Origin of the sequence: Microbacterium sp. PRC9 (assembly GCF_031844125.1) — a bacterium.
GTDB lineage: Bacteria > Actinomycetota > Actinomycetes > Actinomycetales > Microbacteriaceae > Microbacterium.
The window spans coordinates 44,122-64,814 of the sequence record NZ_JAUZUR010000013.1; the positions used below are offsets into that span (position 1 = coordinate 44,122).

Consider the following 20,693-nt stretch of genomic DNA (forward strand, 5'->3'; position numbering starts at 1 on the left):
CCGCCCTCGTCAGAGCGCCGAGAGGGCCTGGTCGAGGTCTGCGAGGAGATCCGGCGCCGACTCGATGCCGACCGACAGGCGAACGACCTCCGGCGGGACGGCCAGCTCGGTGCCGCGCACCGAGGCGTGCGTCATCTCGTCGGGGTAGTTCATGAGCGACTCGACGCCGCCGAGCGACTCGGCCAGCTGGAAGAGGCGGGTCGACTCGGCGAAGCGGCGTGCGGCCGCGGCATCCGCCAGCGCCACCGAGACGATGCCGCCGAACCGGGTCATCTGCCGCGCGGCGAGCTCGTGCCCCGGGTGCGAGGCGAGACCGGGGTAGTAGACGCGCGCGACCGCGCCGTGCCCCGACAGGAACTCGGCGATCTCCTGCGCGTTCTCGCTGTGCCGCTGCATGCGCAGGGCCAGCGTCTTGATCCCGCGAGTCGTGAGCCAGGCGTCGAGCGGGCCCGAGACCGCGCCGACCGCGAACTGCAGGAACTTCACCTCGCCGTACAGCGCGTCGTCGCCCAGCACGAGGGCGCCGCCGACGACGTCGGAGTGCCCGCCGAGGTACTTGGTCGTCGAGTGCACGACGACGTCGGCGCCGAGCGCGAGCGGCTGCTGCAGCGCCGGCGACGCGAACGTGTTGTCGACGACGACGAGCGCACCGGCGTCGTGCCCGAGCTTCGCGAGCCCCGCGATGTCGGTGATGCGCAGCAGCGGGTTGCTGGGGGTCTCGACCCACACGATGCGGGCAGGCCGCTCCTCGAGCGCCGCCCGCACGGCGTCGAGGTCGCTCATGTCGACGACCCGGATCCCGATCCCCCACCCGCCCAGCACACGCGCGATGAGGCGGTAGGTGCCGCCGTACACATCATTGCCGAGCAGCACCTCGTCGCCGGGCTTCAGCGCGGCGCGGAGCAGCGCGTCCTCGGCGGCGAGGCCCGAGGCGAACGACAGCGCGTGCGCACCGCCCTCGAGGGCCGCGAGCTGGGTCTCGAGGGCCGTGCGCGTCGGGTTGCCGCTGCGTCCGTACTCGTACCCCTCGCGGAGCCCACCGATGCCGTCCTGCGCGTACGTCGTCGAGAAGTGCACCGGGGGGATCACCGCACCCGTCGTCGGGTCGAAGGCCTGCCCGGCGTGCACCGCCCGGGTCTCGAAGCCGCGGTCGTTCGTGGACTCGGTCATTCGGGTGCTCCTTCGGTGGGGGTGACGGATGCTGCGGGGCCCGGGCCGACGTCGAAGCCGTGGTCGCGCATCCAGTCGTCGTCGTAGAACCGGTTGAGGTAGCCGCGGCCGTGGTCGGGCAACAGCACCACGACGACGGCGTCCGCCGGCAGACCCCGGGCGGTCCGCAGGGCGGCGACGACCGCCATGCCGCTCGATCCGCCGACGAGGAGGCCCTCCTCGCGGGCGAGCCGCCGCGTCATCTCGAAGGACTCGGCATCGGGGATGCGGTGGATCTCGTCGGGCACCGACGGGTCGTAGCTCGCGGGCCAGAAGTCCTCGCCGACGCCCTCGACGAGATAGCCGTGCAGCGGACCGCCGGAGTAGATCGATCCCTCGGGGTCGGCGCCCACGACCCGCACCGCGCCGTTCGACACCTCGTGGAGGAATCGGCCGGTGCCCGTGATGGTGCCGCCGGTGCCGATGCCCGCGACGAAGTGAGTGACGCGGCCCTCGGTGTCGCGCCAGATCTCGGGCCCGGTGGTCTCGTAGTGGCTGAGGGGCCCGTTCGGGTTCGCGAACTGGTTCGGCATGAACGCCCCGGGGATCTCGCGCACGAGACGGTCGGCCACGCTGTAGTACGAGCGCGGGTCCTCCGGCGGCACGCTCGTCTCGGTCACGACGACCTCGGCGCCGTAGGCCTTGAGCACGTCGACCTTGGCGCCGGCGAACTTGTCGGGCACGACGAAGATCATCCGGTAGCCGCGCTGCACGGCGACCAGCGCGAGACCGACGCCGGTGTTGCCGCTCGTCGGCTCGACGATCGTGCCGCCGGGCTGGAGCAGGCCGTCACGCTCGGCGGCGTCGATGATGCGGCGGGCGATGCGGTCCTTGGCGGAGCCGCCGGGGTTGAAGTACTCGACCTTCGCGAGCACCGTCGCGGCGATGCCGTCGGTGACACGGGTCAGCTGGACGAGGGGGGTGTCGCCGACGAGGTCGGCCACGCTCTGGGCGTAACGCACGTTGTGTCCTGGAGTGTTGCCGCGCGGGTGCGCGGAAGGTTGTCGGGGTCGCTGAGGTCTGCGTGAAGCGGGAGCTTCAACAGCAGGGGCGACAACACCGGCAGGTCAACACGGGCGCCAGTCTATGCGCTGGGCGGGATCACGTCGAGAAGGAGCAGATCACCAGGTCGCGACGTACTCCGATCGCCGCACGAGCGCGGCCTGCTCGACGAGCGGCAGGGAACGGTCGACGGCCTGCACGACGCGGCGCGCCACCTCGGGCGACGTCAGCTCGTAGTCCACGAAGTCGCTGTTCGACGCGTAGACGCCGATCGGCAGGGTCAGCGCCTGGAAGAAGCCGAACAGCGGCCGCAGCTGATGCTCGATGATGAGCGCGTGCCGCTCGCCGCCTCCGGTGGCTGCCAGGAGCACCGGCGTCCCGACGAGGTCGTACTGGCCGACGAAGTCGAACAGGTGCTTGAACAGCCCCGTGAAGGAGGCCCGGTACACGGGGCTCGCGACGACGAGCAGGTCGGCGGACTCGATCGCCTGCAGCGCGGTCTCGACCTCGGGGGCGACGTCCTCGCGCTTCAGCGCGCCGGCGAAGCCCGCGCCCAGCGCGGCGACCTCGACGAGCTCCGTCTCCGCCGGGATGCGCTGCGCGACCGAGGCGAGGATCGTCCGCACGAGCGCGGTGGTGCGGCTCGGCTCGTGGAGGGAGCCCGACACCCCCACCACCCGCAGCGGGCGGTCGGCGATGGTCGGGATGGCGGGTGCTTCCCGCAGCACCTCGGTCATACCGGCACCACGTCCAGCGACGGCGCGGGGCCGACGGCCGCGAGCCGGCCGCGCGAACGCGACCACTGGCTCCATGAGCCCGGGTAGACCACGACGTCGATGCCGGCGAGGGCACCGGCGAGGGCCGTGTGCGTCGCCGCGATGCCGGAGCCGCAGTACGCGGCGACCGAGACGCCGTCGACGACGCCTGCGGCCGCGAACTCGGCACGGATCTCGTCGGGCGAACGGAACTTGCCCGCGGTCAGATGCACCGTCGTCGGAAGGTTCACCGCGCCCGGGATGTGCCCGCCGACCGGATCGAGCGGCTCGGCGTCGCCGCGGTACCGCTCGGGCGCGCGCACGTCGAGGAGCAGGCCGTGGTCGGGCCATTCCTCCACGCCGTCGATGTCGGCGACGCCCTCGGTGATCTCGTCGAGCACGACGTCCCCGGGCGGTCGAGGCAGCACGTCGCCCGTCTCGAGCGGAAGCCGCTCGGCGAGCCAGCCGCGCAGGCCCCCGTCGAGCACGCGCACGTCCGCGAGCCCGGATCGCGTCAGGACCCACCACGCGCGTGCCGCGGCGACCGAGTGCACGTCGTCGTACGCGACGACGGTGTCGCCGCCCCGGATGCCCCACCGCCGAGCAGCGGCCTCGAGCTGCGCGCGCGGCGGCAGCGGGTGGCGTCCCTCGCGCGGATCGCCGCGGCGAGCCAGTTCGTGGTCGAGGTCGACGTAGACCGCACCGGGCAGGTGCCCGTCGAGGTACGCCGGCCGGCCCTCGGGCTGGTCGAGCCGCCAGCGCACGTCGAGGATCCGCGGCGGGGTTCCGTTGCGGATGAGATCAGCGAGCTCTGTCGGCGAGATGATCGGGGAAGGCATGAGGTCATGCTCGCCCGGCCGCCGACCGCGCGGGATGTTGTGACGACACACGCCGCGACACGACGACACGGGGCGTCACACGCAGTCATGTGTCGGGGCCGATCGCGCCGGCGGCGCGGTGTGTCTCGCGCCGAATCCGGGTCGGCTCGCGCGTGCGGCCGTACGATTCCGCCAGAACCGATGGAGGAACGGATGCCGCACCCTCGCGCGACACGTGAATCCCGGGCTCCGCGGCGGTCGCGCGCGGCCCGGCTGCTGGCCGGACTCGCCATCGCGGCGGGGCTCACGCTCCTCGCCGGGTGCGGCAACGGCGGGATCCCCGTTCCGACCGCGCTGCCGACCGGGCTGCCGACGAACCTGCCGACCCGGACGGCATCGCCGGAGCCGACGGACGAGCCGACACCCGAGCCGACGCGCGTCCTCCCGACGCGTTCCCCCGCACCCACCCCGGAGCCGACGCCCGAGCCCACCCCCGAACCCACCGTGGTGCCCGAGCCCACGGCCGAACCCACGACGCCCGTGCCGGCGCCCACCGTCGTGCCCGAGCCGACGGCGACATCGACTCCCGAGCCGACGGCGACTCCGACCCCGACGCTGACCCCCACCCCGACGGCGACACCGACCCCATCCGCGACGCCTTCGCCCACGGCCGAGGCGGGCGACGACGCCGCCGCGCCCATCGACTGGGTGCCCTGGGTCGTCCTGGTGGTGCTGCTCGTCGCGGCGGCCGTGATCTACCTCATCGTGCGGCGACCGCGGCCGAAGCCGCCCACCGAGACGTAGGCCCGGGCTCAGCCGCGGAGCGCCAGAGCGAATGGCAGCACGTCGGTGGCGCCCGCGCGGCGGAGCTCGCGGGCGGCGACGGTGAGGGTCCAGCCACTGTCGACGCGGTCGTCGACGAGGAGCACGGGGCCCGCAGGGATGTCGAGCCCGGCGGCGGAGAACCGGCCCCAGACCCCTGCGACGCGGAAGGCGCTGTTGCCGCCGGGCTGTCCGGTCGGCCCACCGTCGACGAGCTCGAGTGTGCCGAGGAGCGGCAGGCGGCCGATCTCGGCGATGCCGCGGGCGAGCGAGCCGACGAGCTGCGGCTTCGTGCGCGACGGCATCGCGACGACCGCGACGGGGCGGGTCTCCCACCCCCATTCCGCGAGGACGCGCACGCACGCCCCGAGCACGTTCTGCGGCACCGGCGCGTCCGCGGCTCCTGCCGCGAACAGGTCGCGCAGCGCGCCACCCCAGCCCAGGTCGGTGAGACGCGCGAGCGCGCGCCCTTGCGCGGCCTGCTCGTCCGCGGCGATGCGACCCTTCACCGGCACGCCGAGCCTGTCGGCACCGGTCGGCCACTGTCGCCTCGGCTCGATCGGCACCCCGACGCGGTCGAGGGCGGCGGCCGCGGCATCCGTCGCTCCTGACGCGATCGCCGTCGGGAACCACGCGCCGGCGCAGTTGTCGCAACGCCCGCAGGGCGCCGCCGAGTCGTCGTCGAGGGAGCGCTGCAGAAACTCCATGCGGCAGCCGGAGGTCTCTTCGTACTCGATCATGTGCTGCTGCTCGGCGACGCGCTCGGCCGCGATGCGGCGGTAGCGTTCCTCGTCGTACGTCCACGGTTCGCCGGTCGCGATCCAGCCGCCGCGCACGCGGCCGACCGCGCCATCGACGTCGAGCACCTTCAGCAGCAGTTCGAGCGGTGTGCGGCGGATGTCGACGACGGCCTCGAGCGCGGGCGTCGACATGGGCCCCGTCGCCGCGCCGAGCGCGGCGAGCACGCGCTCGGCGCGATCGCGATCGGGCATCGAGGCCGTCGCGAAGTAGTGCCAGATCTCGCGGTCCTCGACCCCCGGCAGCAGCAGCACGTCCGCGGAGTCGGTGGCCCGGCCGGCACGGCCCACCTGCTGGTAGTACGACACCGGCGACGACGGCGCCCCCAGGTGCACGACGAACCCGAGGTCGGGCTTGTCGAAGCCCATGCCGAGCGCGCTCGTGGCCACGAGCGCCTTGACCCGGTTGTCTTTCAGGAGCGCCTCGGACTCTTCACGCTCGTCGGTGTCGGTCTGCCCGGTGTACGCGCGCACGTCATGTCCCCGCTCGCGCAGCAGCCGTGCCGTGTCGTTCGCCCCCGCCACCGTGAGGGTGTAGATGATGCCGGATCCGGGCAGGTCGCCGAGGTGGCTGATCAGCCAGGCGAGCCGGCTCGGCGAGTTGGGCAGCCGCAGCACGCCGAGCCGCAGCGACGCCCGCGCGAGCGGACCGCGGATCGTGATAACGCCGTGCGCCGAGGCATCCGATTCCGCCATACCGGCATCGAGCTGCTCCGCGACGTCGGCCACCACGCGACTGTTGGCGGTCGCGGTGGTCGCGAGCACCGGCACGCCCGCGGGCATGCGCGCGATGAGGTCGCGCAGGCGCCGATAGTCGGGGCGGAAGTCGTGGCCCCAGTCGCTGATGCAGTGCGCCTCGTCGACGACCAGCAGGCCGATGCGGGTGACGAGCTGTGGCAGCTGCTCGTCGCGGAACGAAGGATTGTTGAGGCGTTCGGGCGACACGAGCAGCACGTCGACCTCGTCGCGTTCGAGCTGTGCGAGCACGTCGCCCCACTCGTGCGCATTCGTCGAGTCGATCTTCACGGCCCGCACCCCGGCGCGCGCGGCCGCGGCGATCTGATCCCGCATGAGGGCCAGCAGGGGCGACACGAGCACGGTCGGCCCCGCCCCGCGCCGGCGGAGGAGCAGCGTCGACACGAAGTACACGGCCGACTTGCCCCACCCGGTGCGCTGCACCACCAGCGCACGGCGGCGCTCGTCGACGAGCGCCTCGATCGCCTCGAACTGGCCGTCGTGGAAGTCGGCGTCGTCGCGTCCGACGAGGGTGCGCAGCACCTCGAGGGCTTCGGTGCGGGTCGTCGTGGTCGCTGTCACCCTCCCACCCTGCCCCATGGTCCTGACAGCCGTGCCACCGTCCCGACCTGGCCTCCCGGCCTCGTGCTAGCGTGGCCGCGACGGAGGAGGTGCGCGTGCTCGAGACGATCGCCGTCGCGCTGCGCCTCGTCGTCGAGGTCCTCGCGACCGCCCTGCGCCCCGCCACGGAGCTGGTCGGCGCAGCTGCCCGCTCGCTGTTCGAGCTCGCTCCCGCGCCCCAGCCGGAGGCCGGAGCCCTGGTGATCGCCGCCACCGTCATCGCGACGCTGGCCCTCCTCGCCGTCGCGATCGCCGTCCTCCTCGTCCCGGCGCGCATGATCGCGACCGCGGCCCATCCCCGCCGCGCGATCGCCGACGCGACGAGGCTCACCGCGTCCCACCCCGACGCTCCCGGGCACTCCCGTCCCCGCGCCCCGGGTTCCGCGGCCCTGGCCGCGTAGCCCGACGCCCGTTCCCCTCGAGGACCGCTCGCCGGTGCCTTCGTGGCCGTATGCCACGAAACAGCACCCGACGAACGGACACCACCATGGACCTCTACGCCTTCCCGCCTGTCGCCGCGATCCTCGACGCGGCCTACTCCCTGCTCATGGGCCTCGCTGCCCTGCTCGAACCTCTCGCCGGGTCCGCGGCGGCCGCAGCATCGGTCATCGTCCTGACGCTGCTGGTGCGGGCGGCACTCGTCCCCGCGGGGATCGCGCAGGCGAAGGCCGAGCAGACCCGCAGCCGCCTCGCACCGAAGCTGCGAGACCTGCAACGGCGTCACAAGAAGGACCCCGAGCGCCTCCAGCGCGAGACGATGAAGCTCTACTCCGACGAGAAGGCGTCGCCCTTCGCGGGGTGTCTCCCGATGCTCGCTCAGGCGCCCATCGTGGCGATCGTCTACGCCCTCTTCCTCCACACCGCGATCGCCGGACACGCCAACGCGCTGCTCGCGCATGAGCTGTTCGCCGTCCCCCTCGGCACGAGCCTGGTGAGCGCGATCGCCGCGGGCGCGGCCCCGGCCGCCACCCTCGGGGTGTTCGCGGGGGTGCTCGCGGTCATCGTCGTGGTCGCCGAGATCACGCGGCGCGCGTTCCGTCCGCAGATCGACACGACACCGGATGCTGCGCCCCTGGCCGGTGCCGGCATGGCGAGGCTCGCCGGAGCGCTGCAGTTCACGACCGCGGTGTTCGCCCTCTTCGTGCCGCTCGCCGCCGCACTGTACCTCGCCACGACGTTCGCGTGGACCCTCGTGCAGCGCGTCGTGCTGCGCAGGTTCTACCCCCTCGCGACGACGTGAGCGGGCGGCGCCTGTTCGCTCGCCGCCTGCAGGTCCATGTGCAGGTCCGCGACGATGTCGGGAAGCGCGACGCCGACGATGGTGCCGTCCAGCACGATCAGTCCGAGGCCGATCGAGAGCACGGCCAGCGCGAGCCACTCCCGCCGGGTCGGTGCGAGCGTCGTCTCGGTCGAGGTCACAGGAGGCCTCTCTCTCGTGCGACGGCGACGGCGCGCGAGCGGCTGTCGACGCCGAGCTTGGCGAAGATGTGGACGAGGTGGGTCTTCACGGTCGCCTCGGTGACGAAGAGGGCTTTCGCGATCTGCGGGTTCGACGCACCCGTGTCGAGCAGTCGCAGAACCTCCTGCTCCCGGTCGGTGAGCCGCACGCGCGGGGCACGCAGCACCTGCACCACGCGCTCGCTCAGTTCGGGAGTGAGCGCCAGCCGGCCGGCCGCAGCCTCCCGCACGGCTCGCGCGATCGCGTCGGGCGGGGCATCCTTCAGGACATAGCCGGAGGCCCCGGCTTCGATCGCACCGAGGATCTCGGCATCCCGATCGAATGTGGTCAGGATGATGACGGCGGGTGCCGGAATGAGGGCGCGCATCTCGGCGGTCGCCGCCACCCCGTCCATGCCCTCGCCCATCCGCAGGTCGCACAGCACGACATCGGGCGCGAGGTGCCGGGCCAGGGTGACCGCTTCCTCGCCGGTCGCGGCCTCGCCGACGACGTCGATGTCGGGGTGGCCTGCGAACAGCGCCCGCACGCCCGCACGCACGATCGGGTGATCGTCGGCGATCAGCACGCGAAGGCCGGTCACCGTGCCACCCCCGCCACGATCGGGACGGACGCCGACAATGCGGCACCCGCTCCGGGTGCGCTCTCGACGTCGAGTCCGCCCCCGAGCTCGCGCAGCCGTTCGCGCATCGCCCGCAGCCCGTACCCGCCGCCTGATCCGGCGGCAAGACGCTCCCAGCCCGCGGCATCGAACCCCACGCCGTCGTCGACGATGTCGAGCCTCACGCTGTCGCCGCCGTCGACGAGGCTGACGACCACGCGATCCGCCTTCGCATGGACGCGGGTATTGGCCAGCGCGGACTGCGCGGTGCGCAGCAGCGCGACCTCGACGACGACGGGAAGGGCGGGGACCGTGTCGTCGACGCGCAGCTCGGTGCGGATCCCCGTCTCCTCGGTGAGCCGTTCCAGCATCCGGCGCAGCGCGTCGGCGAGGGCTGAGCCCTCGAGTTCGGCCGGCATGAGGGCGTCGACGATGCGCCGGGTATCGGCCAGTCCCGCGCGGGCGAGATCGCCGATCTGCGTGAAGGTCCGCGCCGACGGCTCCGGTGCGGTCGGCGCGGCACCGGCCGCCAGCATCCCGATCGACGTGAGGCTCTGGGCGATGGTGTCATGGATGTCGCGGGAGAGGCGCGTGCGCTCCGCGACGGCGCCCGCATCCCGCTGGGCGCGGGCGAGCTCGTCCTGCAGCTGCGCCATCTCGTCGTGCGCGCTCACGAGCGACGAGATGAGCCGGCTCCGCTCGCGGCCGTCGCGAACGAGCTCGAGGTAGCCGCGCGAGATGCCGAGGGCGAAGACGCCGCCCACGAGAGGGCCGATGACATTCGCATACGTCGTGGCTCCGCTGTGCACGAGGGGTGCGGCGATGACGACGGCCAGCACGCCGATGCTGAACGGGATCGCCCAGCGCATCCGGAGCACGAAGCCGGCGAGCAGCCACAGCGGGAACGCCAGCCACACGAACTCGGGCGAGATCGCGACGGCGCCGATCCAGATGAGGGCGAGGCCCACGAGCCAGCCGGCGGCGACGCCGCGATCGCGTGTGCGCTCGCTCAGCAGCAGTCCGCCGAAGTACCACCCCGCGAACACGACCGAGACGGCGACGACCCAGGGAACCGGTGTGCCGTCTCCCGCCGCGCGAACGGCTCCGATGATCAGCAGTGCGGCGGTGATGACGGATTGGCCGACTCGGATCGACCCGACCAGCGCGCGCCAGGATCGCGTGGGTCGCAGCGCCGGGTCGCCATCGGCGTCAGCCGACGGGCTCGCGGAGAGCTGAGACATCCGGCGCCACCCCTTCCTCTGGGTCGCGATCCTCTCGATCGCCCGTGGCCGCCTGCCGGCGGATCCGGCCCGGCCACCACATCCGATCGCCGATGAGTGAGAACAGCGCGGGCACCACGAGGGTGCGCACGACCAGGGTATCGACCAGCACCCCGACCCCCACGATGAGCCCGAGCTGCCCCAGCGTGACCAGCGGCAGCAGGCCCAGGGCGGCGAAGACGCCGGCGAGCACCAGACCTGCGCTGGTGATCACTCCGCCTGTCGCCGCGACGGCGTTCACCATCCCGGGGCGGGTTCCGGCGGCGCCTGCTTCGACGCGCGCGCGATGCACGAGGAAGATCGTGTAGTCGACGCCGAGCGCCACGAGGAAGAGGAAGGCCAGCAGCGGAACCTGCAGGTCCAGCGCCGTCCATCCGAAGAGCGTGCGGCCGAGCCACGCCCCCGCACCGATCGCGGCGACCGCGCTCAGCGTGTTGACCGCCAGCAGCACCAGTGGTGCCACGAGTGCGCGCAGCAGCGCCATCAGCACGATCAGGGTCGTCGCGAGGACCAGCGGCGCGATGAGCAGGAAGTCGCGCACGCTCGCCTCACGGACATCGAGCGCGGCACCCGCCGGCCCGCCCACGAGAGCGGACGCGGATGCCTCGTGCGCGGCGTCGCGCACGTCGCGGACCAGCTGCAGGCTCTCCGGCGATCCGGGCTCCGCGTCGCCGACCACCAGGAGCTTGTGGAGGGAGGAGTCCGAGCTCTCCTCCACCGGCGTGACCCGTTCGACCCCCGCGACGGCGTCGATCGCGTCGGCGACGGCATCCGCGTCGTCCGCCTCCACGATCACGATCATCGGCTCCGCTTCGCCCGGCGTGAAGTGCTCGACCAGGACGTCGAGACCGGCCGCGGACTCGGAGGGCACCCGGAACCGCTCCGACTGCGTGAGCCCCAGCTGCACGCCGACGATTCCCGTGGCGAGCACCCCGAGCAGCACGAGGCCCGCGCCGACCGGCGGGAGCGGGCGTGCCACGACGCGCGCGCCGACCCCCCGCCAGGCCCCCACGCGCCCCGGCTCCTGCCCGGGCCGAGGGATCACGGGCCAGAAGATGCCTCGCCCGCACACGGCGAGCGCGGGCGGCAGCACCAGGAGCACCGCGGCGAGGGCGATCAGCAGTCCGACCGCAGAGGCGATGCCGAGGCCTCGCGTGCCCGGCACGACGGCCAGCAGCAGAGTGAGCAGCGACAGCACGACGGTGACGTTGGATGCCGCGATCGCGGGCACGCTCGCACGCCACGCGCGCGCGAGCGCCGCACGATGGTCGTCGACCTGCGCGAGCTCCTCGCGGTACCTCGAGACGAGGAGGAGCGCATAGTTGGCTCCCGCGCCGAAGACGAGCACGCTCACGATGCCGGTGTCGAAGTGCAGCTCCAGAGCCGTCCCGAGCGCGGCGGTGGCCTTGGTCGCGAGCTGATCGGCGAGCGCGACGACGATGAGCGGCACGAGCCAGAGGACCGGCGATCGGTACGTCGCGATCAGCAGCAGGGCCACGATCCCGATCGTGACCAGGAGGAGGGTGAAGTCCGCACCGTCGAAGGCGGCCGCGATGTCCGCCCCGAAGGCGGCGCCGCCCGTGACCTTCACGTCGACCCCGGCGATCGGATTCTCCGAGGTCACGGTGCGCACGTCATGGACCGCCTGCTCCGCGGCATCCGCGTCGTCCGTGACCGGGAGCGTCGCGGCGATGACCGCCGCCCGGCTGTCCTCGCTCAGCTGCGGGCCGGTCGCCGTTCCGCCCGTCGCGCCGCCGACCTCAGGTATGAGCGATGCGAGCGCGTCGAACTGTGCGGTCGTCAGCGCGCCGCCGTCCGCTCGACTGGCCACCACCAGGAGCGACTGATCCGCGGCCCCTGGGAACTCGTCGGCGAGCGCTGCGACCTGCCCGCCCTCGGACTGCGGGATGACGGCATCGCCGCCCGCGTCGAGATCCGCGCGTCCGAGCGCTCCGAGGAGTGCGGCGAAGGCGACGATCCCCAGTGCGAGCGAGATCCAGGCGCCACGCCGCGTGGTCAGCCGATGAGCGAGAGAGTCGATGAAGCCATGCACCCCATCAGTCCATCCCCGCGGGTCCCGCGACACATCGAGCGGGCCGCCGACTCGAGGATCAACCGATCGATGGATGCCGTCGCGTCAGTCGTCGCGCGCGTGCAGCACGCCGCTCGCCGCGCCCAGCGCGGCGCCCGCCAGCGTGTCGATCACGCGCTCGGTCGCGACCGCCACCGTGTCGACGGCACCCGTCGCAGCGCCCGTGAGCAGGAGGACGAGCGGCGTGATGAAGACGAGGGCCAGGGCGTAGTTGCGCACGACGAACAGCTCGATCGTGAACTGCAGCACGCCCAGGAGCAGCGCGAGCCACAGCGCCGGGATCGGCAGCGGCGCCAGCAGCAGGTACACGCCGGCACCGACGATCGTGCCGATCATGCGGTGCAGCCCACGGCTGAAGGCGGCCCGCCGGTCGGCGGCGACACCGACGACCGCGATGGCGGCGCCCACGATCCAGTAGGCGCGATCGGGGTCGACGAACAGTCCCACCGCGATCCCGACCACCGTCACGAGGGCGACGCGGATCACGAGCATCCGCTCCCCCGGCGGCCAGGCCGGCCCGGGCAGCACCTCGCGCAGCGGTCGCGCGGCGAGGCGGCGGCGGCTGGCCAGCACCAGCGGAGCCAGTGACACGACCGAGGCGAACAGGATGCCGCAGGCCACCGCGGCGACGTAGGCGGCGGCATCCGCTCCCGACGCCACGATGTGCGCCGAGAGCCCGTAGACGAGCACGACGAAAAGCGGGCCGGGCGGACCGACGGCGAAGCCGAACATCGCGACGGCCGCGGCGAGCGCGACGATCGCGAGCCCGATCAGCGTCCATACGGGCGACGGGCCCGCGAGGGCGCCGAGCACGGCGGCCAGGACCAGGCCGCCCGCGACGAAGGGCACGACGCGCGCCCGCTCACGGACCGGGAGGTGCGTGCCGTACAGCGCGACGAACGCGCCGGTCGCCGCCTGGAAGCCGAGATCGGCACGCCCGAGCAGCGTCATCGCCGCGATCGGCACGGCCATGGCGATCGCCGCGCGCAGGCCGATCGCCCACCGCGGCGCCGGGGCCGGCGCGAGGCGGAACAGGCTCGAGACCGCGTGGCCCAGGTCGGCCGCGAATCGGCGGCCGGCGCTGTGCTGCGGCATCCGTCCTCCCGGCTCAGACCGCCGGGCGCCCGGCCGGGGCCGGCTCCGAGAGCAGCTGGTCGAGGAGCGCGAGGGCGGCGTCCTGCGGGGCGTCGGGGTCGAGCAGCCACTGGGTCTGCAGGCCGTCCGATGCCGCGATCACGAGCGCGGCGGTGGCCAGCGGGTCGACGTCGGCCCGGATGCGACCCGCCCGCTGGTTGTGGCGCACGCGCTCGGCGATCTCGGTGCGCACGCGCACGAATCGTTCGGTCGCGAACTCCCGCGCGGCGGGGTGCCCTTCTTCGAGAGCCGATGCGACGAGCGACGAGTAGAGCTGCACGAGCCCCTGCACCTCGTGGTTGGCATCGCTCCAGCGGCGAAGGAGCTCGGTGGGCGTCACATCGGGAGGGACGGGCTCCCAGTCCTCGCCGCGGGACTCCGACTGGCGGTAGACCGCGATCAGGAGCTCCTCGAGCGACCCGAAGTAGTGCTTGAGCGCGGCGTGCGTGACGCCGACCTCCTCGGCGATCGCGCGCAGGCTGGTGCGGTCGGAACCGCGCTTGGCGAACACCTCGATGGCACGGTCGAGGATCTCCTGGCGACGCGCGACGCCCTTCGCGTACGACCCCCGCGGGGTCGGCTGGTGCTCCGCTTCGGCCATGCGGACCATGCTATCGGAGAAAAACCTCCACATGGAGGTTTTCGTGGTACCTTTTCCCGATGACCACGTCTTCCTCCGGAGCAGTCGGCGTCGGCATCATCGGCGCCGGCAACATCAGCGACCAGTATCTGACGCACCTGTCGAGCTTCCCCGACGTGCGCGTCATCGCGATCGGCGACCTCCTCGAGGACCGCGCGAAGGCGCAGGCCGAGAGGTACGGCGTGCCCCACGCCGGCGGCATCGACCTCGTGCTGAACGACCCCGATGTCGACATCGTCGTCAACCTCACGATCCCGGCGGTGCACGTCGAGGTCTCGCTGGCGATCATCGCGGCGGGCAAGCACGTCTGGACCGAGAAGCCGATCGGCATCGACCGCGAGGAGTCCCTGCGGCTTCTCACGGCGGCGGATGCTGCGGGCCTGCGTGTCGGCGTCGCGCCCGACACCGTGCTCGGCCCGGGTGTGCAGACGGCCAAGCGCGCGATCGCGCGCGGCGACATCGGCCGCCCGCTGTTCGCATCGACGTCGTTCCAGTGGCAGGGCCCGGAGATCTTCCACCCGAACCCCGCGTTCCTGTACGCCAAGGGCGGCGGACCGCTCCTCGACATGGGTCCGTACTATGTGTCGGCGCTCGTGCACGTGTTCGGCCCCGTCGCGTCGGTCGCGGCCCTCGGCCTGAAAGGCTCGCCGACCCGCAAGGTGCAGGTCGGCGAGCTCGCCGGTCAGGAGTTCCCCGTCGAGATCCCGTCGACCCTGTCGGTGCTGATGGACTTCGAGCAGGGCGGTCAGGCCCAGAGCCTGTACAGCACCGACTCGCCGCTCAAGCGCCACGGCATCGTCGAGATCAACGGGACCGAGGGCACGATCGTGATCCCCGACCCGAACTACTTCGGGGGGGACATCACGATCACGCGTCCGCTCACCGACGTATCGGTGAGGGAGCAGGAGATCATCCAGGTGCCCCAGGAGGGCGTGCTCACCGGCCGCGGTCTGGGCCTTCTCGACATGGCCCGCTCGATCCGCGACAGCCGCCCGCACATCGCCACCGGCGAGTTCGGGTACCACGTGCTCGACACCTTGCTGTCGATCGAGGAGGCCGCGACGTCGCGCACCTACGTCGACGTCGAGAGCACCCTCGGCGAGGTCGGCTCGCTCCCCGCGGACTTCGACCCGCTGGCCGCCACGCTCTGACGCACCCCGCTTCACACGAGACCCCCTGCCGCTCGGCAGGGGGTCTCGTGCATCGGGGGGAGGGATGCCGCGGCCCGCGGCATCCGCGATCCTCCGGGGTGTCAGCCGAACAGGTCGCGGAGGCCCGGCAGCTCGAAGTTCGAGATCTGCTCGCCGATGCCGGTCACCGCCTCGCCGGCGCCCGCGAGCTGGTCGGAGGCTCCGGCGACGAGGTCGCCCGCGCCGCCGAGATCGACACCGCCCGCGATCGCGTCGAGGTCGACACCGCCGGCGATCGCATCGAAGTCCACGCCCAGCGTTGCCGCCTCGGCCAGCAGCGGGACCGCGACGGCGCTGACCACCGCGGCCCCGGCGACGGCGCCGAGCACTCCCCCGGCGCCCACGAGTGCGGCGCCGCGGGCCATGCCTCCGGCGGTGGACCCACCGCGGCCGGTGCGGCCGACCCGCGCGAGCAGGCCCGCCATCGCCCCGGGCCGCACCGCCTCGGTGCGGGCTGCCGCACGCGCGAGGTCCGGCGCCTCGGCGGAGCGCGGCTGCTCGGCCGGGCGCAGCTCGGCGCGCATCCCGGCCTGCACCTGCGCCCGCTGCTCGGGCGTGAGCCGCGCGAAGGCCTCCCGGTGGATGGCCTCGACCTGGTGCGGGTCGGAGGTCTGCAGCAGGTACTCGTAGCGGGCGATCGCCGCCCGGTCGGCGGCGGTCGCGGGTGCGGCCGTGTGGGGGGCGCGCGCGTGCGGCGCGGCAGCGCCGGGAGCGCTCGACGCCGGAGGCGGGGTGAGGCCGACCGACGCCGCAGGCGCGATGGCGGCTGGCGCGGGCTGCCACGGGGCGGCCGCGGGTGGAGCCGCGGCGGGGCGCTGATCGCCGGTGACAGCACCGGCCACATCGCGCACCATCGAGCGCCAGTCCGTGGCGCCGCCGGGCTTTGCGCCCTTCGAGTCGGACGAGTCGAGGGCCTTGGCGGCGAGGCCGAAGAGACGATTGAGCGAACCCATGGGGTTTCCTTCCGGATCGGAGACGTGGCGTGACGAAGAACGCCAAGGTCTCCTCCGCCCCGAAGGGCCGGCAGCCCGGGATCCGGCGCTGGATCCGTAGTGACGAGCGTGCCGCAGGCGGGAGTACTCCCCTTGTGCGATCCAGCCTAGGGTCGGACCGTGCCCGCTCGGCGCCCGGACCCCGCCACTCTCAGCAGATTGATCGATTCCGCTACAGGCGGCCGACCGTCTCGATGTCCTCGAGGAAGTCGGCGGCGACCTGGGCCGAGACCGTTGCGCGGGTGCCCGCGATCGCCGCGGTGTAGTCGGTCATGAACGGGCCCTCGGGCTCGGACGAACCCGAGTCCACGGCGTTCTCGAGGGCGGACTGCGACGCCTTGCGCGCGGCGAACTCGATGTCGGCGGGCGAGAATCCGTCGGTCATCGCCACGAGTTCGGGCATGTCGATGCCGACCGCGGCGTCCGGCACGTACCGGCGCCAGATGGCGTCACGAGCCTGCTCGTCAGGAAGCCCGATAGGGATCACGTAGTCGAACCGGCCGTGCCGGAGGAACGCGGCATCCAGCGATCTGATGAAGTTGGTCGCGCAGATCAGGAGGCGTCCGGGCTGCTCGCGGAAGGCGGGGATGATCTTGAGCAGCTCGTTCGTCACGCCCTGCGTGGGCGACGGCGGCTCGCCCTGGCGGTGCGAGGCGATCTCTTCGACCTCGTCGATGAAGACCACCGCGTGCTCGAGCTCGGCGATCGTCGCGAACGTCTCGCGCAATGCGCCCGCCAGGCCACCCGGGTGCGACGCGAGCCGGGACGGGAAGACCTCGACGAACGACCACTCCAGGCGGGAGGCGATCGCCTTGGCGAACGTCGTCTTGCCGGTGCCCGGCGGCCCGAACAGCACGATCGCCCGCGGCGGCACGACGCCGAACCGCTCGGCGAGCTCCGACTGCGCGAGCGGCAGCACCACCCGCCGCTCGAGCAGCTCCTTCTCGGCGTTCATGCCGCCGACGGCGTCCCACAGCCCGCGGGGCAGGACCCGGCCGCCGAGCTCGGCGAGGCGCTTGAGCTCTTCGCGCTGCACCGGGATGTGCCGCTCGAAGTAGTGGAGGTCCTGCTTGAGCGCGAACCCCTGGTGCAGGAATGCGCCCATCTTCGTCTCGGCTGCCGGCATGAGTGCGGAGAGCTTGGAGATGCCCTGCGGCGCCATGCGCGCCTCGAGCGCGGCGAGGAGCGACGAGCCGATGCCCATGCCGCGCACATGCGACGCCGTGGCGAGGAAGACGACCCAGCCCTGCGCGTGCGCGGCGCGGCCGATCGCGGCACCGACGATCTGCTCGCCGACGACGGCGACCACCGCGTGGTCCTTCGCACACGACGCGAGCACTTCGGACAGGCTGTACACCGGCTCGACGCCCTCTCCGGTGACCTGCTCCCAGAGGCGCAGGATGCCGTCGACGTCGTCGGCGTGATAGTCGCGGATGCGCCAACCTGCCATGCCCGGACTCCCTTCGGTGCGAGGTGGGTCGCCTCAGGCTACCCACCGGGGAAGGGCTCGGACAGTCGTATTAAGCGCGTCCGGCCGGACGGACTGTCGGGCGCCGCCAGGCTGCAGCCTCCACCCGCTCACCCGTGCAACGGACGCTGCGCCGCCCTCTGTTCGAGGTACTCCTCGCGCGCCCGCTGCGTGGATCCGAGGGTCGAGACCTCGGGCACCGGCACGTCCCACCAGCCGGCGCCGTCGGGCGCGTAGATGAGCGGGTCGCTGTTGATGTGGATGAACGTGGACTTCTCGGATGCCTTGGCCTGCGCGACGGCCGCCTTGAGGTCGTCGATGGCCGAGGCGCCGGGCTCGATCTCGATGACGTCGAGGCCGTAGCTGCGCGCGTTCATGGCGAGGTCGACGGGGAGGATCTTCTCGCCCTGGAAGTTGCGGGCCTCGCCGTCGTACTCGCGGTACCAGGTGCCGAAGCGCTCCGAGCCGACGGTCTCGGACAGGTGGCCGATCGAGGCGTAGCCGTGGTTCTGGATGAGCACGACGATGATCTTGATGCCCTCGGCGACCGCCGTGACGAGCTCGGTGTTGAGCATCAGGTACGACCCGTCGCCGACCATCACGATGACGTCGCGGTCGTCGCCGTCGGCGAGAAGGCCGCGCTTGGCGCCCAGTCCCCCGGCGATCTCGTAGCCCATGCAGGAGAACGCGTACTCGACGTGGTAGCCGAGCGGGTCGCGCACGCGCCACAGCTTGTGGAGGTCGCCGGGGAGGGATCCGGCGGCCTGGACGATGACGTCCTCAGGGGCGCTGGTCGACTGCACGGCGCCGATGATCTCCGGCTGGCCGGGCAGGTCGAGCCCTGAGGGCACGAACGCGGCATCGACGGCAGCATCCCACTCCGCCTTCTCGCGGGCGATCCGCTCCGAGTACTCGGGGCTGACCTCGTACCCCTCGAGCTCGATCGACAGCTCGGTGAGCGCCTCACGCGCGTCGGCGACGACCGGCAGCTGCGAGCCGAGCTTGTACGCGTCGAACGAGGCGATGTTGATGTTCACGAACACGACGTCCGGGTTCTGGAACGCCGTGCGCGACGCGGTGGTGAAGTCGCTGTACCGCGTGCCGATGCCGATGATCACGTCGGCCTCGGCCGCGAGGCGGTTGGCGGCGAGCGTGCCGGTCGCGCCGATGCCGCCGAGGTTCTGCGGGTGGTCCCAGTTCAGCGATCCGCCGCCCGCCTGCGAGGTGCCGACCGGGATGCCGGTGGCCTCGACGAGGGCGCGCAGCTGCTCCTCGGCGCCCGAGTAGATGACGCCACCCCCTGCGACGATGAGCGGGTTCTTCGCACCGCGGATGGCGGCGACGGCGCGGGCGAGCGGACCGCGCTCGGGCAGGGGTCGGCGCAGGTGCCACTCGCGGTCCTGCAGGAACTCGACGGGCACGTCGAGCGCCTCGGCCTGCACGTCTTCGGGGAGCGCGATGGTGACGGCGCCGGTCTCGGCGGGGTCGGTGAGCACGCGCATCGCGGCGAGGGCGATCGAGTACAGCTGCTCGGGACGCTGCACGCGGTCGAAGAACTTCGACAGCGGCCGGAACGCGTCGTTGACGGTGAGTCCGATGTCCCACGGCTGCTCGAGCTGCTGCAGCACCGGGTCGGCGACGCGGGTCGCGAAGGTGTCGCTCGGCAGCAGCAGCGCGGGCAGGCGGTTGGTCGTGGCGAGGGCCGCGGCGGTGAGCATGTTCGCCGCGCCCGGGCCGACCGACGCGGCCGACGCGTAGGTGCCACGGCGGCGGTGCATGCGCGCGTAACCGACGGCCTGGTGCACCATCGCCTGCTCGTTGCGGGCCTGGTGGTACGGCATCAGGTCGGGATTCTCGACGTGGAACTGCTTCAGCGCCTGGCCGATGCCGGCCACGTTGCCGTGGCCGAAGATGCCGAACATACCGGGGATCGTGCGCTCCCGGATGTCGCCGTCCACGGTCCACTGGTGCGCCAGGAACTCCACGAGCGCCTGGCTGACCGTCATCCGTCGCGTCACGCCCATCAGCGGTCGCCTTCCTTGTCGTTCGAGTCGTTCGTATAGGGCAGTCGCTCGTCGACGCTCTGCCCGGCCCAGGTGTCACGCACCCACGCGTGCGCGGGGTCGTCGCTGATCAGCCACTCCCGCTCGGGATCGGGGCCGGCCATCACGTTGAGGTAGTACAGGTCGTATCCCGGCGCGGCCACGGCGGGGCCGTGGTAGCCGTAGGGAACGAGTGCGATGTCGCCGGTGCGCACCATCGCGTTGATGTCGATCTCGCCCGCCGGGGACGAGTACGTGCTGAACATGCCGAACGCCGACTCCGCCGCTGGGGACTCGGCTCCGCCGACCGGCGCGGTCTCGAAGTAGTAGATCTCCTCGAGACGCGACTCGTGGCCCGGCACGTGCTCGTCGTGCTTGTGCGGCGGGTACGACGACCAGTTCTCAGCCGGCGTGATGACCTCGCACACGATGAGCCGCGCCGCGTCCAGCGCCTGCGGCGTGCCGAAGTTGTGCACCTGGCGGCTCGAGCGGCCCGCTCCCCGCAGCTCGACGGGAGTGTCGGACGCCGGGATGTGCACGCTCGGCTTCACGACGTCGGTCGGCGACGTCGCGATCGCGACACGGCCGACGCCGGTGAGCACAGCGGTCGCCGCGGACGAGAGGTAGAGCACGTCGGTCGGCCCGTCGAAAACCGACGCCCGACCCTTCAGCCGCGTCGTCGTGGTGTCGGCGCCCTCGAAGTAAGCGACCGTGAACGACCCCGACAGCGGGACGACGATCCGCTCGACCCCGGTCGTGGCCAGAGCGAGCGAGTCGTTCGCGTTCAGCTCGGCGACCCGGATGCCGGTGTGGGCCCACCCGGGGGTGTTCTCATCGACGACGCTCTCCCACCCGTCACGGGCGAGGTCGCCCCGGCGATGGAACCAGCGCTGGTCCGAAGTGCTCATGAGTGCTCTCGTAGGTCGATTGTCGGTGACGGATGCCGCAGCCGCGAGTCCCCCCGGATTCGCGGCCGCGAGTCTGGTCCCGGTCCCTGAGCCTGCCGAAGGGGCGCTTCGACAGGCTCAGCGACCAGAGG

At 72.5% G+C, this 20,693-nt stretch carries 19 protein-coding genes; 4 read left to right on the forward strand and 15 right to left on the reverse strand.

All coding sequences use genetic code 11. The annotated features are described in order from the left end of the window. Positions 1 to 9: 9 nt before the first annotated feature. From Q9R33_RS19930 to Q9R33_RS19945, 4 genes are all read right to left on the reverse strand, one after another. Complete coding sequence (locus Q9R33_RS19930; protein ID WP_310250956.1) at positions 10 to 1,170, reverse strand: cystathionine gamma-synthase; 1,161 nt, start codon at positions 1,168 to 1,170, stop codon at positions 10 to 12. After that, positions 1,167 to 2,171: a pyridoxal-phosphate dependent enzyme gene (locus Q9R33_RS19935; RefSeq protein WP_310250959.1), complete on the reverse strand. Its 1,005-nt coding sequence runs from the start codon at positions 2,169 to 2,171 to the stop codon at positions 1,167 to 1,169. The genes Q9R33_RS19930 and Q9R33_RS19935 overlap by 4 nt, the downstream gene beginning before the upstream one ends. 159 nt (positions 2,172 to 2,330) lie before the next feature. Then, positions 2,331 to 2,948 (reverse strand): FMN reductase, encoded by a 618-nt coding sequence (gene msuE / locus Q9R33_RS19940; protein WP_056372207.1) that lies wholly within the window; start codon positions 2,946 to 2,948, stop codon positions 2,331 to 2,333. Next, positions 2,945 to 3,805 (reverse strand): sulfurtransferase, encoded by an 861-nt coding sequence (locus Q9R33_RS19945; RefSeq protein ID WP_045301294.1) that lies wholly within the window; start codon positions 3,803 to 3,805, stop codon positions 2,945 to 2,947. The genes msuE and Q9R33_RS19945 overlap by 4 nt, the downstream gene beginning before the upstream one ends. 192 nt (positions 3,806 to 3,997) lie before the next feature. Here Q9R33_RS19945 and Q9R33_RS19950 point away from each other — a divergent pair, with 192 nt between their 5' ends. Beyond that, entirely contained in the window at positions 3,998 to 4,588 is a 591-nt protein-coding gene (locus tag Q9R33_RS19950) for a hypothetical protein (RefSeq protein WP_311294883.1), read from the forward strand. An 8-nt stretch (positions 4,589 to 4,596) separates the two neighbouring features. Here Q9R33_RS19950 and Q9R33_RS19955 read toward each other — a convergent pair whose 3' ends face one another. After that, positions 4,597 to 6,738 carry a DEAD/DEAH box helicase gene (locus Q9R33_RS19955; RefSeq protein ID WP_311294884.1) on the reverse strand — a complete coding sequence of 714 codons (2,142 nt, stop codon included), beginning with the start codon at positions 6,736 to 6,738 and terminating at the stop codon, positions 4,597 to 4,599. A 53-nt stretch (positions 6,739 to 6,791) separates the two neighbouring features. On the opposite strand from Q9R33_RS19955, the gene Q9R33_RS19960 reads away from it, so the two are divergent. Together Q9R33_RS19960 and Q9R33_RS19965 are read left to right on the forward strand one after the other, a co-directional pair. Continuing rightward, positions 6,792 to 7,160 carry a DUF6412 domain-containing protein gene (locus Q9R33_RS19960; protein WP_311294885.1) on the forward strand — a complete coding sequence of 123 codons (369 nt, stop codon included), beginning with the start codon at positions 6,792 to 6,794 and terminating at the stop codon, positions 7,158 to 7,160. Between the two features lie 86 nt (positions 7,161 to 7,246). Beyond that, positions 7,247 to 7,999 (forward strand): membrane protein insertase YidC, encoded by a 753-nt coding sequence (locus Q9R33_RS19965; protein ID WP_311294886.1) that lies wholly within the window; start codon positions 7,247 to 7,249, stop codon positions 7,997 to 7,999. Here Q9R33_RS19965 and Q9R33_RS19970 read toward each other — a convergent pair. From Q9R33_RS19970 to Q9R33_RS19995, 6 genes are all read right to left on the reverse strand, one after another. Beyond that, a complete protein-coding gene (locus Q9R33_RS19970) occupies positions 7,978 to 8,178 on the reverse strand; it encodes a hypothetical protein (protein WP_311294894.1) in 201 nt (66 codons plus the stop codon). The two genes, Q9R33_RS19965 and Q9R33_RS19970, sit on opposite strands and share 22 nt — an antisense overlap. Then, positions 8,175 to 8,798 (reverse strand): response regulator transcription factor, encoded by a 624-nt coding sequence (locus Q9R33_RS19975; RefSeq protein ID WP_056372197.1) that lies wholly within the window; start codon positions 8,796 to 8,798, stop codon positions 8,175 to 8,177. Before Q9R33_RS19975 ends, Q9R33_RS19970 begins: the two co-directional genes overlap by 4 nt. Further along, positions 8,795 to 10,057, reverse strand: a complete 1,263-nt coding sequence (locus tag Q9R33_RS19980; protein ID WP_311294887.1) for a sensor histidine kinase — start codon at positions 10,055 to 10,057, stop codon at positions 8,795 to 8,797. The genes Q9R33_RS19975 and Q9R33_RS19980 overlap by 4 nt, the downstream gene beginning before the upstream one ends. After that, complete coding sequence (locus Q9R33_RS19985; RefSeq protein WP_311294888.1) at positions 10,026 to 12,149, reverse strand: MMPL family transporter; 2,124 nt, start codon at positions 12,147 to 12,149, stop codon at positions 10,026 to 10,028. The genes Q9R33_RS19980 and Q9R33_RS19985 overlap by 32 nt, the downstream gene beginning before the upstream one ends. 84 nt (positions 12,150 to 12,233) lie before the next feature. Beyond that, positions 12,234 to 13,283 carry an FUSC family protein gene (locus Q9R33_RS19990; RefSeq protein WP_311294889.1) on the reverse strand — a complete coding sequence of 350 codons (1,050 nt, stop codon included), beginning with the start codon at positions 13,281 to 13,283 and terminating at the stop codon, positions 12,234 to 12,236. Between the two features lie 13 nt (positions 13,284 to 13,296). Then, entirely contained in the window at positions 13,297 to 13,923 is a 627-nt protein-coding gene (locus Q9R33_RS19995) for a TetR/AcrR family transcriptional regulator (protein WP_056372190.1), read from the reverse strand. Between the two features lie 59 nt (positions 13,924 to 13,982). On the opposite strand from Q9R33_RS19995, the gene Q9R33_RS20000 reads away from it, so the two are divergent. Further along, positions 13,983 to 15,113 carry a Gfo/Idh/MocA family oxidoreductase gene (locus Q9R33_RS20000; protein WP_311294890.1) on the forward strand — a complete coding sequence of 377 codons (1,131 nt, stop codon included), beginning with the start codon at positions 13,983 to 13,985 and terminating at the stop codon, positions 15,111 to 15,113. A gap of 101 nt (positions 15,114 to 15,214) precedes the next feature. Here Q9R33_RS20000 and Q9R33_RS20005 read toward each other — a convergent pair whose 3' ends face one another. From Q9R33_RS20005 to iolB, 4 genes are all read right to left on the reverse strand, one after another. Beyond that, positions 15,215 to 16,105, reverse strand: a complete 891-nt coding sequence (locus tag Q9R33_RS20005; RefSeq protein WP_311294891.1) for a cation-transporting ATPase — start codon at positions 16,103 to 16,105, stop codon at positions 15,215 to 15,217. Between the two features lie 211 nt (positions 16,106 to 16,316). Continuing rightward, positions 16,317 to 17,594: a GNAT family N-acetyltransferase gene (locus Q9R33_RS20010; RefSeq protein ID WP_310250991.1), complete on the reverse strand. Its 1,278-nt coding sequence runs from the start codon at positions 17,592 to 17,594 to the stop codon at positions 16,317 to 16,319. A 128-nt stretch (positions 17,595 to 17,722) separates the two neighbouring features. After that, the gene (iolD, locus tag Q9R33_RS20015; protein WP_311294892.1) at positions 17,723 to 19,636 is read right to left on the reverse strand and encodes a 3D-(3,5/4)-trihydroxycyclohexane-1,2-dione acylhydrolase (decyclizing); all 1,914 of its coding nucleotides are present in this window, start codon (positions 19,634 to 19,636) and stop codon (positions 17,723 to 17,725) included. Beyond that, the gene (gene iolB / locus Q9R33_RS20020) at positions 19,636 to 20,562 is read right to left on the reverse strand and encodes a 5-deoxy-glucuronate isomerase (protein WP_311294893.1); all 927 of its coding nucleotides are present in this window, start codon (positions 20,560 to 20,562) and stop codon (positions 19,636 to 19,638) included. Before iolB ends, iolD begins: the two co-directional genes overlap by 1 nt. Positions 20,563 to 20,693: the final 131 nt, after the last annotated feature.

Bases quoted from the DNA above. Each gene is read 5' to 3' on its own strand.
- Q9R33_RS19930 (WP_310250956.1), bottom strand. From the start codon at position 1,170: ATGACCGAGTCCACGAACGACCGCGGCTTCGAGACCCGGGCGGTGCAC.
- msuE (WP_056372207.1), bottom strand. From the start codon at position 2,948: ATGACCGAGGTGCTGCGGGAAGCACCCGCCATCCCGACCATCGCCGAC.
- Q9R33_RS19945 (WP_045301294.1), bottom strand. From the start codon at position 3,805: ATGCCTTCCCCGATCATCTCGCCGACAGAGCTCGCTGATCTCATCCGC.
- Q9R33_RS19950 (WP_311294883.1), top strand. From the start codon at position 3,998: ATGCCGCACCCTCGCGCGACACGTGAATCCCGGGCTCCGCGGCGGTCG.
- Q9R33_RS19955 (WP_311294884.1), bottom strand. From the start codon at position 6,738: ATGGGGCAGGGTGGGAGGGTGACAGCGACCACGACGACCCGCACCGAA.
- Q9R33_RS19965 (WP_311294886.1), top strand. From the start codon at position 7,247: ATGGACCTCTACGCCTTCCCGCCTGTCGCCGCGATCCTCGACGCGGCC.
- Q9R33_RS19980 (WP_311294887.1), bottom strand. From the start codon at position 10,057: ATGTCTCAGCTCTCCGCGAGCCCGTCGGCTGACGCCGATGGCGACCCG.
- Q9R33_RS19990 (WP_311294889.1), bottom strand. From the start codon at position 13,283: ATGCCGCAGCACAGCGCCGGCCGCCGATTCGCGGCCGACCTGGGCCAC.
- Q9R33_RS19995 (WP_056372190.1), bottom strand. From the start codon at position 13,923: ATGGCCGAAGCGGAGCACCAGCCGACCCCGCGGGGGTCGTACGCGAAG.
- Q9R33_RS20000 (WP_311294890.1), top strand. From the start codon at position 13,983: ATGACCACGTCTTCCTCCGGAGCAGTCGGCGTCGGCATCATCGGCGCC.
- Q9R33_RS20005 (WP_311294891.1), bottom strand. From the start codon at position 16,105: ATGGGTTCGCTCAATCGTCTCTTCGGCCTCGCCGCCAAGGCCCTCGAC.
- Q9R33_RS20010 (WP_310250991.1), bottom strand. From the start codon at position 17,594: ATGGCAGGTTGGCGCATCCGCGACTATCACGCCGACGACGTCGACGGC.
- iolD (WP_311294892.1), bottom strand. From the start codon at position 19,636: ATGGGCGTGACGCGACGGATGACGGTCAGCCAGGCGCTCGTGGAGTTC.
- iolB (WP_311294893.1), bottom strand. From the start codon at position 20,562: ATGAGCACTTCGGACCAGCGCTGGTTCCATCGCCGGGGCGACCTCGCC.